The 12962-nt window shown below is 65.2% G+C and carries 10 protein-coding genes; 2 read left to right on the top strand and 8 right to left on the bottom strand.

Going from position 1 to position 12962, the window contains the following annotated elements; translation table 11 throughout:
• Positions 1-54 precede the first annotated feature (54 nt).
• The 3 genes from JQ617_RS07115 to JQ617_RS07105 are packed head-to-tail and all read right to left on the bottom strand — an operon-like array spanning position 55 to position 3049.
• Positions 55-1101: a DNA polymerase III subunit delta' gene (locus JQ617_RS07115; RefSeq protein WP_212025454.1), complete on the bottom strand. Its 1047-nt coding sequence runs from the start codon at positions 1099-1101 to the stop codon at positions 55-57.
• On the bottom strand, positions 1098-1784 hold the full coding sequence (tmk, locus tag JQ617_RS07110; RefSeq protein ID WP_212025452.1) for a dTMP kinase: 687 nt from the start codon (positions 1782-1784) through the stop codon (positions 1098-1100). Before tmk ends, JQ617_RS07115 begins: the two co-directional genes overlap by 4 nt.
• 2 nt (positions 1785-1786) lie before the next feature.
• Positions 1787-3049 (bottom strand): D-alanyl-D-alanine carboxypeptidase family protein, encoded by a 1263-nt coding sequence (locus JQ617_RS07105; protein ID WP_212025451.1) that lies wholly within the window; start codon positions 3047-3049, stop codon positions 1787-1789.
• Positions 3050-3201: 152 nt separating this feature from the next.
• Here JQ617_RS07105 and JQ617_RS07100 point away from each other — a divergent pair, with 152 nt between their 5' ends.
• The gene (locus JQ617_RS07100; protein WP_212025449.1) at positions 3202-4158 is read left to right on the top strand and encodes an alpha/beta fold hydrolase; all 957 of its coding nucleotides are present in this window, start codon (positions 3202-3204) and stop codon (positions 4156-4158) included.
• On the opposite strand, the gene JQ617_RS07095 is transcribed toward JQ617_RS07100, so the two are convergent.
• From JQ617_RS07095 to JQ617_RS07080, 4 genes are all read right to left on the bottom strand, one after another.
• Positions 4155-4673: a GNAT family N-acetyltransferase gene (locus JQ617_RS07095; RefSeq protein WP_212025447.1), complete on the bottom strand. Its 519-nt coding sequence runs from the start codon at positions 4671-4673 to the stop codon at positions 4155-4157. The genes JQ617_RS07100 and JQ617_RS07095 overlap by 4 nt on opposite strands.
• Positions 4674-4696: 23 nt before the next feature.
• Complete coding sequence (locus JQ617_RS07090; RefSeq protein WP_212025445.1) at positions 4697-5239, bottom strand: phage tail protein; 543 nt, start codon at positions 5237-5239, stop codon at positions 4697-4699.
• 39 nt (positions 5240-5278) lie between these two features.
• Positions 5279-5806, bottom strand: coding sequence for a phage tail protein (locus tag JQ617_RS07085; RefSeq protein ID WP_212025443.1), 528 nt, complete (start codon positions 5804-5806; stop codon positions 5279-5281).
• 99 nt (positions 5807-5905) lie between these two features.
• Positions 5906-6448, bottom strand: a complete 543-nt coding sequence (locus tag JQ617_RS07080; protein WP_212025441.1) for a phage tail protein — start codon at positions 6446-6448, stop codon at positions 5906-5908.
• A gap of 458 nt (positions 6449-6906) precedes the next feature.
• Here JQ617_RS07080 and JQ617_RS07075 point away from each other — a divergent pair, with 458 nt between their 5' ends.
• The gene (locus JQ617_RS07075; protein ID WP_249156680.1) at positions 6907-11172 is read left to right on the top strand and encodes an IPT/TIG domain-containing protein; all 4266 of its coding nucleotides are present in this window, start codon (positions 6907-6909) and stop codon (positions 11170-11172) included.
• 47 nt (positions 11173-11219) lie between these two features.
• Here the strand turns inward: JQ617_RS07075 and JQ617_RS07070 are convergent, their stop codons facing one another.
• Positions 11220-12155: a septal ring lytic transglycosylase RlpA family protein gene (locus JQ617_RS07070; protein ID WP_082884843.1), complete on the bottom strand. Its 936-nt coding sequence runs from the start codon at positions 12153-12155 to the stop codon at positions 11220-11222.
• Between the last annotated feature and the right edge of the window lie 807 nt (positions 12156-12962).

Genomic DNA, 12962 nt, shown 5'->3' with positions numbered 1-12962 from the left:
GTTTTGCGCATGATCGTCTCGGAAAACCGCTGCGCACTTTTCCGGATCATGCTTCTAGCGCGTTGCGTCCGCCAGCCAGCCGAACACCGAGAAAACCAAGGGCTTTCGCTCCAGATTGTAGGTTTCGGTGTCGCGCGCGGCGCGGACGATCTTTTCCCATACCTCGCCAAGGCGCGCAAGGCGCGGCAGGTTCTGGTTGGCGTTGGCCTCGTCCGCGTGCAGGCGATCGGCGATCCAGCGATCGATCCCGTCGATGAAGGCCGCAAGCGCGACGCGATCGTTGGTGGGAAGCGAATCGCCGAGCGTGTGCAACTCGCGCGGATCGACCTCCGGCAGTCGCGCGAGCATCGCCGCCGTGCGTTGCTGGAGCTTCAGCGCATCGCCGCCGAGCAGCGTCAGGGCCCGCGCAACGCTGCCCTCGGAGGCCTCGGCCGCCTCGCGCAGCGCCAGATCGGTCGGTGCAAGGTCCGCAGCCGCAGCGGCCGCGCCGATCACGTCATCGGTTGAAAGCGAGCGCAGGCGCAGCTTGCGGCAACGGGACTGGATCGTGGCGAGCACGCGTGCGGGGGCATGGCTCACCAGCAGGAACAGCGATTGCTGCGGCGGTTCCTCGAGGATTTTCAGCAGCGCGTTCGCCGCGTTGGGATTGAGCTCGTCGACGGTGTCGACGATGCAGACACGCCAGCCTTCCGCAGCGGCAGTCGAGCCGAAGAAGCCTATCGTCTCGCGGGTCTCGTCGACCGTGATCACCGTGCGCATCACCCCGCGGTCGTTGGCGGTGCGCTCCAGCGTCAGCAGGCCGCCATGCGAGCCGGCGGCGATCTGCCGCGCAACGGCGTCGTCGGGATCGATCGCGAGGCTGTCGGCGCTCTGCACGGCCGGCGCAAGCGGCTGGCCGTGCGCCAGCACGAAGCGCGCCATGCGGTAGGCCAGCGTCGCCTTGCCGATGCCTTGCGGCCCGCCGATCAGCCAGGCGTGCGGAATCCGCCCGCTGCGATAGGCCGTCAGCAGCGCCGTCTCGGCCTCGCGATGACCAAACAGGAGGCTCGTTTCGCGCGGATGCGGAATGGCGCTCTCACGCTCGACCTGACGCGGGCTCATGCGGAGATCACCGAGGCGGTCGTGGGAAGCAGACGCTCGCGCAGCGCCGTCCAGACGCGGTCCGCGACCGTATCGGGATCGAAATTGGCATCGATCAGCACGCAGCGCGCCGGCTCTTCCGCCGCGATCTTGCGATAGGCCTCGCGCAGGCCCTGATGGAAGCTGAGCTGCTCACCCTCGAACCGGTCGGGCGTGCCGGTGCCGCGGCGAACGGCCGCGCGCTGCAGGCCAATCTCGACCGGGAGGTCGAGGATGATGGTGAGGTCCGGCTTGAGATCGCCGATCGTGACCCGCTGCATCGCGTTGATCAGCCCGAGGGGGACGCGACCGAGGCTGCCCTGATAGGCCCGCGTGGAATCGGCAAAGCGATCGCACAGCACCCAGGCACCCTGGTTGAGCGCGGGCTGGATCACGGTGCGGACATGGTCGTCGCGCGCCGCGGCAAACAGCAGCGTCTCCGCCTCGGGACCGAGCAGCTTGCCCATCCCCGACAGCACCAGATGGCGCATGATCTCGGCGCCCGGCGACCCGCCCGGCTCGCGCGTGACGAGGATGCGCATCCTCGCCGCCTTGAGGCGGTCGGCAAGCTTCTTGATCTGGGTGGACTTGCCGGTCCCCTCGCCGCCCTCAAAGGTGATGAAACGTCCGCGTCCGGACGGTCGCTTTGCCGCGTTGTCACTCATGGTCAGAGCTTCTCGGCGCCCGCGCGGAACATGCCGATCACGAGCTCGCTGGCACCATCGATCGCGCGGCGCATCGTCGAGCCCGTCCCGATCGCCTCGGCCGCATAGACCGGCGTCTCCACCGCGATGTTGCCGCTGCGCCAGACCTTGACCACGCCGACCTGCTGGCCGGCCTCGACCGGTGCCCGCACCGGGCCCTTATAGACCACGCGGGCGATCAGCTTGTCGCTGCCGTTCTTGTGCACCATCACCTTCACGGGCGTCTTGGCGACCAGCTTGACCGAGCGGCTCTCGCCGCCAAACACTTTTGCGTAGCCGACCGGCTGGTCGGCGGCGATCAGCGTGCGGGTCTCGAAGTTGCGAAAGCCCCATTCCAGCATCTTCTTGGCTTCGGTGGCGCGATCCTCGGGATCTTCCAGCCCGTTGACGACGACGATCAACCGCGTGCCGTTCTGCACCGCCGAGCCGACCATGCCGTAGCCGCCTTCCTTGGTGTAGCCGGTCTTGAGGCCGTCAGCGCCCTCCATCGAATTGAGCAGCGGATTGCGGTTGGGCTGGCGGATCTTGTTCCAGGTGTACTCCTTCTCGCCGAACAGTTTGTAGAACTCCGGAAAGTCCAGGATGATGTGCCTGGCGAGGACGCCGAGCTCGCGCACCGTCATCTTGTTGGCGGGGTCAGGCAGACCGTTGGAATTGCCGAAGGTCGACTTCGGCATGCCGAGCTCGCGGGCCCGCTTGGTCATGAAGTCGGCGGCGAAGATGCGCTCGTTGCCCGCCATGGCTTCGGCGAGCGCGATGCAGGCATCATTGCCGCTCTGGATGATCGCGCCATGCAGGAGATCGTCGACCGAGACCTTGCTGTTGATGGCGGCGAACATGGTCGAGCCGCCCGAGGGCGCGCCGCCCTTGCGCCAGGCGTTCTCGCTGATCCGGTACTCGTCGGTGAGCTTGATGTCGCCCTTCTTGATGGCGTTGAAGACCACCTCGGCCGTCATCAGCTTCATCATGCTGGAGGGCGCGCGCAGCTCGTCGGCGTTCTTCTCGAACAGCACGCTGCCGCTGGAGGCCTCGATCAGGATCGCGGTGGGCGCATCGCCGTCGAAGCCGACCTCTTCCGTCTTCTTGGCACCCTGGACACTCTGGTTGGCCGCATAGAGCGCCCCGCCCCAGCCGATGCCCGCCACCAGGACCGCAGCGATCAGCCCGCGCGCCAGCACTCCGGCGGTGGACCCGGTGTGACGGAGCGGAAAAAGACGAAATGCCATGGCCAAGCCCTGAGAGCGGCGTTCTAACAGTTGGAACCGGGCCGAACAATACGAGGTTGGCGCCGGCCTCCGAGTTTGCATGATTCTCGCGGCGCCCCTATCGTGACGCCTCATCTTTAGCGACCAAACCCCTGAAAAAAGGCGGAAAAGCGATGTCGTCCACCCGTGTGATCAAGGCGAACGGGATCGAGCTGTTCATCCGCGAAGCCGGCCAGGGTCCCCTCGTCGTGCTCTGCCATGGCTGGCCGGAACTGTCCTATTCCTGGCGCCACCAGATCCCGGCCTTGGCCGAGGCCGGGTTTCACGTCGTCGCCCCCGACATGCGCGGCTATGGCGCGAGCGCGGCACCGGCGGACGTGAGCGCCTACTCCATCTTCGACACCGTCGGCGACGTCGTCGGCCTGGTGCAGGCACTGGGCGAGACCAGGGCGATGGTGGTTGGCCACGACTGGGGTGCGCCGGTGGCCTGGCATGCGGCGCTGTTCCGGCCCGACATCTTCAGCGCGGTGGCAGGCTTGAGCGTGCCGCCGCCGTTCCGCGGCCGCGGCAAGCCGCTCGACCTGCTGCGCCAGGGCGGGGTCACCAATTTCTACTGGCAGTATTTCCAGGCGCCCGGCGTCGCCGAGGCCGAGCTCGAGCGCGACGTCGCCCGCACCATGCGCATCGTGCTCGGCGGTCGCGGCCTCGCCGATCCCAGCGCCGCCATGTTCGTGCAGGAGGGCAAGGGCTTTCTCGGCCACGCGAGCACCGAGGAGCCGCTGCCCGCCTGGCTCAGCGAGACCGACCTCGCCTATTTCACCGAGACCTTCCGCAAATCGGGCTTCCGCGGCGGGCTGAACTGGTATCGCAACCTCGACCGCAACTGGGAGCTCACGGCGCCCTGGCAGGATGCGCAGATCCATCAGCCCTCCCTCTTCATTGCCGGCTCGAAGGATGCCGTCATCACCGGGCTGATCGGGGCCAAGCGCGTCAACGAGCTCGAGCGCGTGCTGCCCAATCTGACGCGGAAGCTCATCATCGAAGGCGCCGGTCATTGGGTGCAGCAGGAGCGGCCCGAGGAGGTGAATGCCGCGCTGGTGAAATTCCTGCGCGAGGCTTCGGCACGCTAGGCCGCAAGGTCCTTCCGCATCGCGACGTGCGCGGCGCCCAGCGCCCCGGTCTCGGCAAATCCGTGTCGCTGATAAAACCGGCGCGCGCCCTGATTGGCCGCGAGCACCGCGAGCGTCAGCGCCGAGACGCCGTGCTGCCGCGCGCCGGCGCCGAGCGCCTCGACGATCTTCGTGCCGGCACCCAGACCGCAATCGGCGGGCAGCAGCGCGATGTCGATGATGTGCCAATGCTCGCGCGCGCAGTGAAGCAGCAGCCGGCCGATCGCGGTCCCGTCTCGCGTGACGATCAGCGAAATCGCCTCCGGAAACTGCGTGGCATAGGCTGTCGTCTGGCTGCGGAATTGTTGCGCGACGATCTGCCTGACGATCGGTCCCGACAAGCCCGTCGCGGTGAATTGCGCCGTCCTGACCTGCTCGAAGAGATGGCGGATGAACGAGGCGTCGATCGGGCTCACCGATCGCAGCCGCAGAGCCGGATCGTCAGGGACGATATCGAGCGACATGCCGTCGATCATGCCGTCACGCCGCGCCCGCGCGTTCAGCCGAAGGACGGGAAGATTCCCGCATAGGCGATGCACCAGACGATGGCCAGCGTCGGCTGCATGTTGTCGTGGGCCTGCCCTTGCCCGGTCAGCGTGACGGCATTGGGGGCCAAAGTGAGGTTGCCGGGCGGCGCGATGAAGCCGTTGAATTGCGGATCGAGTGCGACCATGTTCTGCGCCGTCCCGGGAGCCGGCGCGGCATTCTGTGCGTTGCCGGCCCCGAGCTGCAGGGCGTGCGTGTGAATGGCCATCTCGCTCGAAATCAGGTTGACCGTCGGACTGCCGACGACCTCGCCGATGATGCGGTCCTGTAACCCCTGACCCTGGCCCTGGCTGATCACGACCGAACCGTTCAGGTTGGGCAGAGCGAAATTGGTCGTGCCGTTGCCGCCATAGTTGGTGCCGATCAGCGCAAATAGCGGGGTGTATTGCTGAATTGGAACGATCTGGCCAAGGCATGGAAGCCAGGCATTGTTGAAACCGCCGGTCGCAAAGGGAAACGTAAAGGCCTGTATTTCCCCGACATACGGACTTGACATGGTGTCTCCTCGAGACTGAATGCGGATCGACGCGCGATGCTAGCCGGGCGACGGGAAGATGCCGTCGCTGCAGATGCAGTAATTGGCTACGACGGTAGGCATCATGTTGTTGTGCCCGACGCTGTTGCCTGCCGGCGTCACGCACGCAGCCATGGTTGAGTAGGGCTCGGCGTTCGCAACCGGCGCATAGAGATTGCTGGTCGAGGCGGTGGCGAGATGCACGGTCTGCCCGGGTACGGACGTTTCGCCCGTCGCGGTCGAGGATACAAGCGCATGACTATGGGTCGGCATTTCGGCCTCGACCAGCGTATGATCTTCCTCGCCCGCGGCCTGGCCCAGCGCATAGATCGGAAAGCCCGTCCCCTGCCCTTGTCCGATCGCGACGCGCCCGCGAAGGTCGGGAAGATTGAAAGTGTTGACGCCATCACCGCCGTAGGTGGTGCCGATCACCGTGTAGAGCGCCTGATACGTCGAAATCGACATCGCCTGACCATTGCAGGCGAACCAACCGGTCGGCACCCGCGGAAAACCAAACAACCTGATCTCGCCGATAAACGGATCCGCCATTGCACTTGATCCCCTGCCTGGGCGCCCCCGATCCGGTCGGGCAATGCGCCGATCTTTGAAATCGATATCAACGGCTGCGAAAATGTCGCGGCGCGCCGCCTAGTTTCGCGACGGATAAATTCCCTGCATCGCGATCAGGTAGCTGATGACGAGATAGGGCTGCATGTTGTTGTGAGGCTGCCCCTGGCCTTCGTTCACCAGATTGGTGGCGGTTGCCAAAGGCGTATCGGCGCTCCCGGCCGGGCCGAATATCTTCTTCGGATTATCGGACGGCAGCGTGTTCGTGCCGAAGATGTTGCCCGCAACCGGCGCACCACGCCCGCTTCCCTGCGTCGCGACCGCCTGGATCATGTGATTGTGGCTGGGCAGCTGAGGCACCGTGAGGGTGATCGATATCGATCCGTTGACCATGCCCACGGGATATTGGCCACCGCCGCCGGACGAGCCCATGATGGCACGGCCGCGAAGATCCGGAAGCGCGAACGTCGTCACGCCGTTGCCGCCGTAATAAGTTCCGATCAGCGAGAACAGCGCTTGATTGGTCTGGATCGCCACCAATGCGCCGTTGCAGGGCGCCCAGCCTCTGGGAACGATGGCGCTGGCAAAAGGCATGATCTGGCCGAGAACAGGCTGGTACGGCATGACCCCTCCCCGAAAAAGAACAGGCGCCCCGTCGGCTCATGATGCGACGACGACAGTCTATTAAATTATAAAATGCACGATAAACGATATACCCGCCAAGATTGTTCAACAGACCGTCTCGACAGTCAAGCGCCAGCGCAACCATAAATGCGCTCACCGTCAAATAACTTACTTATGCTTGATCACGCTTTTGTTGCCGCGGCGCAACGGCTCGCTGAAAAGTTGCGCTAGAAGCGCGGTGTTCAGGCTCACACGCTTGCGTTGTGCACCGCATCTCAGCCAAATGCACGCAACGATATCAGTGAAAAATTACACAATCAGGGATTTTAGGGCGGAGCTCCGCGTAAGAGTGCCGCGAAGGGGGGCCGGTGAGTCACGCAATTGCGGTGGCCGTGCCAGGAATAAGCGGGGAATTGGCGATCTCCGTACGCAATAGCGGAGCCGTGTCGCGGCACGCGTTGCGGACCCTCTGGCGTACGATTCAACGCATCTGCATCGCGGTCGTCCTGATGCTCGGCGCGATGGCCGCAGCGAACGCGGCGTGCAATTTCTCGTCCGCGTCGCCCACTGGCGGCACGATCACTTTCACCGGGACCGGTGCCGGCAACGCGGTCGGGCTCTGCGTGAGCAACGATACGGTCAGGTGGGGTCTCTACGGCTCCTCGAACGGCACCAATCCAAACATCGATGCCTTCCAGCACTATCCGATGACCGCCGGGGGAACGACCCTCACGAACCTGAACTACACGACGGCAAATGCCACTTACACCCTGGTGCCCGTCAACAACGGGGTCAACAACCAGCACACAGATGAATACGACATCCAGATCAACACGATTTCCGGAAGCGGCACCGATACGATCACCCTCTGGTACACCAGCAGCTGCTCGCAGAGTGCGCCTTGCAACTCCGGTGTTCATCTCACTGACACTTCGTTCACGATCACGGTCAATCTGCCCAACCCGCCGACCGTGACCTCGATATCGCCGACATCAGGTCCAACAACCGGCGGCACGACCGTGATCATCACGGGCACCAATCTGAGCGGCGCCAGCGCCGTGAAATTCGGCGCCAACAATGCAACCGGCGTCACCGTCAATTCCAGTACGCAGATCACGGCGACCTCCCCGGCAGGCACCGCCGGCATTGTCGATGTCACGGTGACGACGTCGGTCGCAACGTCGGCGACTTCGGCCGCGGACCAGTTCACCTATGTCGCCGCGCCGACTGTCACGTCGATCTCGCCGACCTCGGGGCCGGCGACGGGCGGCACGTCGGTGGTCATCACCGGCACCAACTTCTCGGGCGCGACGGCTGTGACCTTTGGCGGCGTAGCTGCGACGGGCTTCAATGTCGATTCCGGGACCCAGATCACGGCGACCGCACCGGCAGGCTCGGGCACCGTCGACGTCAGGGTGACGACGATCGGAGGCACGTCAGCAGTTTCGGCGGCAGACCAGTTCACCTATATCGCCGCTCCCACCGTCACCTCGATCTCGCCAACCTCGGGGCCCACGGCCGGCGGCACGTCGGTGACGATCACCGGCACCAATTTCACCGGCGCCACGGCCGTCAACTTTGGAGGGACAACGGCAGGTGGCTTCTCGGTCGTCAACGCGACGACGATCACCGTGACCTCTCCCGCGGGCACTGGCACGGTCGACGTCAGGGTCACGACTCCAGGGGGCACGTCGGCGACTTCCGCGGCGGACCAGTTCACCTATTTCGCGGTACCTTCCGTCACGTCGATCTCGCCGACTTCAGGTCCACAAACCGGCGGCACAAGCGTCGTCATCAGCGGCACCAACCTGTCGGGTGCTTCGGCGGTGACTTTCGGCGCCACGGCGGCAACCGGATTCGCCGTCAATACGCCGACCCAGATCACCGCGACCGCGCCGGCCGGCACCGGCGTTGTCGACATCACCGTCACGACACCTGGCGGAACGTCGGCGATCTCGGGCGCCGATCAATTCACCTATGTTGCAGCACCGACGGTCACCTCGATTTCGCCGACCACGGGTCCGGCTACAGGCGGCACCACGGTGACGATCACCGGCACCAATTTCACCGCCGCGACCGCGGTGACATTCGGTGCGATAGCTGCGACGGGCTACAATGTCGATTCCGCTACCCAGATCACGGCGACATCACCGTCCGGCGCCAGCACTGTCGACATCAGGGTGACAACAGCCGGGGGCACCTCGGCACCTTCTGCGGCTGACCAGTTCACCTATGTTGCGACGCCGACGGTGACCTCGATCTCGCCGACGCTCGGCCCGCAGGCCGGTGGCACGTCAGTGGTCATCACCGGCACCAATTTCACCGGAGCAACCGCAGTGGCCTTCGGCGCGGTGCCTGCGACAGGCTTCACCGTCAATTCCGCAACCCAGATCACCGCGACCTCGCCCGCCGGGACCGGCGTCGTCGACGTCAAAGTGACGACCACCGGCGGCACCTCGGCGAGCTCGGCGGCGGATCAGTTCACCTATTTCGGCACACCGACGGTGACGTCGATTTCGCCGACCGGCGGCCCGCTGGCCGGTGGCACATCGGTGACGATCACCGGCACCAATTTCACCGGTGCGACCGCCGTCAAGTTCGGAGCAGTGAATGCCACGGGCTTCGCAGTCAATTCGGCGACCCAGATCACCGCGACCTCCCCTGCTGGCGCGGGCACAGTTGACCTGACGGTCACGACACCAGGCGGAACGTCGGCCACCTCTGCCGCGGATCAGTTCACCTACGCCGCAACGCCGACAGTGACGTCGGTGTCGCCGAATGCAGGCCCGACCACGGGCGGCACGTCGGTCACCATCACCGGCACCGCGTTGTCCGGCGCGACCGCCGTGAAGTTCGGCACCGTCACGGCCACCGGCTTCACCGTCAATTCGGCGACCTCGATCACGGCGACCTCGCCGCCCGGCGCCGGCGCCGGCACCGTCGATGTCACCGTGACGACGCCCGGAGGGACCTCCCCGACGTCAGCATCGGATCAATTCAGCTACTCGCCGGCGCCGTCGGTGACCTCGATCTCGCCGACATCCGGCCCTGCGGTGGGCAACACGTCCGTGGTGATCACCGGGACCGGCTTTACCGGCGCCACCGCCGTGAAGTTCGGCGCCAATACGGCAAGCTTCACAGTGAACTCGGCGACGTCGATCACGGCGACCTCGCCGGCCGGCTCCGGCACGGTCGACGTCACGGTGACCACGGTCGGCGGCACGTCGCCGACCTCGGCCGCTGACCGCTTTACCTATCTGTCCTCGACGACGACGACCGAGGTGACGTCGTCGCAGAATCCGAGCAGCTACGGGCAGTCCGTCACATTCACCGCCAAGGTGAGCAGCTTGGGCGGAACGCCGACCGGAACGGTCACATTCAACGACGGCGGCGCGCCGATTGGAACGTCGGCACTGTCGGCGGGCACTGCGACTTTCGCGACAACCACGCTCGCGGTCGGCAATCACACGATCACCGCGACCTACAACGTCTCGCCGGCGTTCAATGCCTCGACCTCTCCTGCCCTGACCCAGTCGGTGGATATCCCCGCCGACAGCGCCAGGCTGCGCGCGCTTCAGCTCAACGTCACCAAGATCGTCGCACAAAGCTCGGGACAGGCGATCTCCGGCGCCATCGACACCGCCATCTCCGAGGGCTTCAGCAATGGCGGACAATACATCAGCCCGGGCGGCGGCGGGATGCGGGTCAACTTCGCCGCCGCGCCCGATGGCGACGACGAACCACCGGCCGGCCGTTCAAGCGATCAGCGGAGCTCCAATGCCTATGCCGGCGACGGACGCTCCGGCCGGACCGGCCGTGCCGGCGGGTCCTCGCGGATCGACGATGCCTTCGCCGCGATCGACCGCGCGGCGCCGACCAAGGCGCCGCATGCGCGGTTCAAGGAGCAGAAGGACTGGCTGTTCTGGATCGACGTCCGCGGCACCGGCATCGACCGCTGGGGCTCGTCCGGCAACATCGGTCAGGGCGCAACGCAAGCCACGCTCTACGGTCAGCAGGTCAACCTGCTTTCGGGCCTGACCTACCGGGCCGCTCCCAATGTTCTGGTCGGTGTCGTCGGTGGCTACGAGAATTTCAGCTACACCCAGACCGACATCAACGGAAAGCTCAGGGGCGACGGCTGGACCGTCGGTGCCTATGTCGGCTGGAAGATCATCCCGACGCTGCGCTACGACGCGGCGGTGACCTATTCTGGCATCGGCTACGACGGCACCGCCGGCACGGCGCAGGGTAATTTCAACGGCAATCGCTGGATGTTCGCGACCGGCTTCACCGGCAGCTACAGCTGGGCCAATTTCAATATCGAGCCATCGGCCAAGGTCTACGCGCTATGGGAGCGTGAGAACGCCTATGTCGATTCGCTCGGCACCCAGCAGGCCGCCCGCACCTTCTCCAGCGGCCGCGCCTCGGCCGGCAACAGGGTCTCCTACCCCGTGCCCTGGCTCGATAGCGTGCTGCTGCTGCCCTATGCCGGCGTCTACGCCGATTACTACTTCACCCAGGACGACGCGGCCGCGATCGTTGCTGCGGGTGGCATCCCGCTCGCTTCGACGCCGCTGCTCCAGGGCTGGTCGGCGCGCGTCACCGGCGGCATCGGTGCAAGGCTGGCGGGCGGGGCCACCGTCGGCTTCGGCGCCGAGCTCGGCGGAATTGGCGGCAACACGCAGATCTGGACCTTCAGCGGACGCGCGCGCATCCCGTTCTGATCACCGGATCTCAGCGACGGGCTTCGTCGCTGATTGACTTGCGAGGCTTAGTAGAGGCCGCGGCCGCTCAGGATGCTGCGGGCCTCGGCGGCGCCGTCCGAAGTGTAGGCGGCCGACGGCGCGCTCTCGGTCGCATAGCGCCCCTCGTCGTCATAGGACACCTGCCGGGCGTTCTGGAGCGCCCGGCCCCGGCTGCGGCTCGAGGCCGACATCTCCGAGGTCGCATTGAGCGAGGCCATGTCGGCGGACGTATTGCCGAGATTGTAGGGCCGCCCTTCCGGCATCGGAACCTCGCCGCGGATGGCGCCACGGTTCGATGACGGCAGCTCCGGCACGAAGGGCCTGGCCGAGGCGACCCGGACCATCGAGGGCGACGGCGCCGGGATCCCGGTGCGCAAGGTGGCCATCAGCTGGCGGTCGTCGGAGCCTTCGAGGGGCGCCCGGCCGACATATTCGACCCGGACCTTGGCGACGCCATTGCCTTTGAATTCAAGGAGTTCGGCGGCCTTGTTCGAGACGTCGATGAGCCGGTTGCCATGATAGGGCCCGCGGTCGTTGACGCGAACGATCAGCGACTTGCCGTTCGAGACGTTGGTGACCCGCGCATAGGACGGCATCGGCAGGGTCGGATGCGCCGCGGTCAGCGAGCCCATGTCGAACACTTCACCATTGGCGGTCAGGCGGCCGTGGAAATCGTCGCCGTACCAGGAGGCCATGCCCTCGGCGCGGTAGTTGACGTCCTCTTCGGGCACGTAGGTCTTGCCCGCCACCACATAGGGTTTGCCGACGCGGTAGGTGCCGCCGCCCTTCGGGACCGGCTCGCCAAAGGCGACAACCCGGGGGCTCGACGACACGCCGTATTTCGGATCGACCCGGCTGGCGAATTTGTTCGAGGAGGCGCAATTGGCGAGCGCGAGGCAGCTTGCGACCACCGCGACACCGCGCGCGGCCCGCAAAACCGAATCTGACCGTCGGATCCCCATGTGCCCCAAATACCACTTCGCCGGAGGCGTACCTAACCCGCTTTAGCTACGGGGAGCGCCGTCCGGTCATCCAATCCGAGGCGGCCCACCACCGCGTCAGATGCAGTAAGGATAACGCAACCCGAACACGGCGGAAATGGGGAGCCCACAGCCATCGCGCCGGGATGGTAAACGCCGCGTTCGTTTCTCCCCGTCGATCTACGGAGTGAAGGCGCCTGCTTTGTGCCACTCCTGGACATTCTGTTGCGCTAAATCCTCACTCCACCCCCATTGTCGCGCCTCTCACTGGAATTCTTTTGACTGTGCAAGGCCGCCCGCGTTCTCTCGGATGCAAGGGCGGGATTTGGAATTTAACGATGATCGAGACGGTTTCGGCACTGATGGGTCTGGTAAGCGCGGGGATCTTCCTGGCCCATGCGTTTGAAGGTTACCGTACGAGGGCCTGAGGGTACTCGCGCGGGCGGCAAGCATCACCTCTTTCAAGACGGCACGTTCGGACAGTTTTAATCAATCCGACCGAGCATCGAAGACGAGAGCGGCAGGTGTCCCAATAGGTGTCCCATGCGCAGCAACCATGACCTCGTATCCGATGGCTTCCTGGCATTGACCGCAGGCGGTCTGGTGCTGTTGTGCTCGAGCCTCATGGCATTGGCCTTCGCCTGAGCACGACCACGAGTTTCCTCATTTCTAACGACAACTACACCGCGATGCAGCATGCCATCCGTTTTGGATTGCCCTGCTCTCCTTTAGTTGATTGAATTTCTGCATTCGACGCCTCGACTCATTTCAAGAGGCCCTCACCAACGA

This window comes from Bradyrhizobium sp. KB893862 SZCCT0404 (assembly GCF_018130885.1).
GTDB classification, from domain to species: Bacteria; Pseudomonadota; Alphaproteobacteria; order Rhizobiales; family Xanthobacteraceae; genus Bradyrhizobium; species Bradyrhizobium stylosanthis.
Note: the sequence above shows the minus strand (reverse complement) of the source record. Positions and strands in the feature narration are given on the sequence as shown.

Coding starts and splice junctions, on each gene's coding strand:
- JQ617_RS07115 (WP_212025454.1), bottom strand. CDS start 1,101: ATGAGCCCGCGTCAGGTCGAGCGTGAGAGCGCCATTCCGCATCCGCGC.
- tmk (WP_212025452.1), bottom strand. CDS start 1,784: ATGAGTGACAACGCGGCAAAGCGACCGTCCGGACGCGGACGTTTCATC.
- JQ617_RS07105 (WP_212025451.1), bottom strand. CDS start 3,049: ATGGCATTTCGTCTTTTTCCGCTCCGTCACACCGGGTCCACCGCCGGA.
- JQ617_RS07100 (WP_212025449.1), top strand. CDS start 3,202: ATGTCGTCCACCCGTGTGATCAAGGCGAACGGGATCGAGCTGTTCATC.
- JQ617_RS07095 (WP_212025447.1), bottom strand. CDS start 4,673: ATGATCGACGGCATGTCGCTCGATATCGTCCCTGACGATCCGGCTCTG.
- JQ617_RS07090 (WP_212025445.1), bottom strand. CDS start 5,239: ATGTCAAGTCCGTATGTCGGGGAAATACAGGCCTTTACGTTTCCCTTT.
- JQ617_RS07085 (WP_212025443.1), bottom strand. CDS start 5,806: ATGGCGGATCCGTTTATCGGCGAGATCAGGTTGTTTGGTTTTCCGCGG.
- JQ617_RS07080 (WP_212025441.1), bottom strand. CDS start 6,448: ATGCCGTACCAGCCTGTTCTCGGCCAGATCATGCCTTTTGCCAGCGCC.
- JQ617_RS07070 (WP_082884843.1), bottom strand. CDS start 12,155: ATGGGGATCCGACGGTCAGATTCGGTTTTGCGGGCCGCGCGCGGTGTC.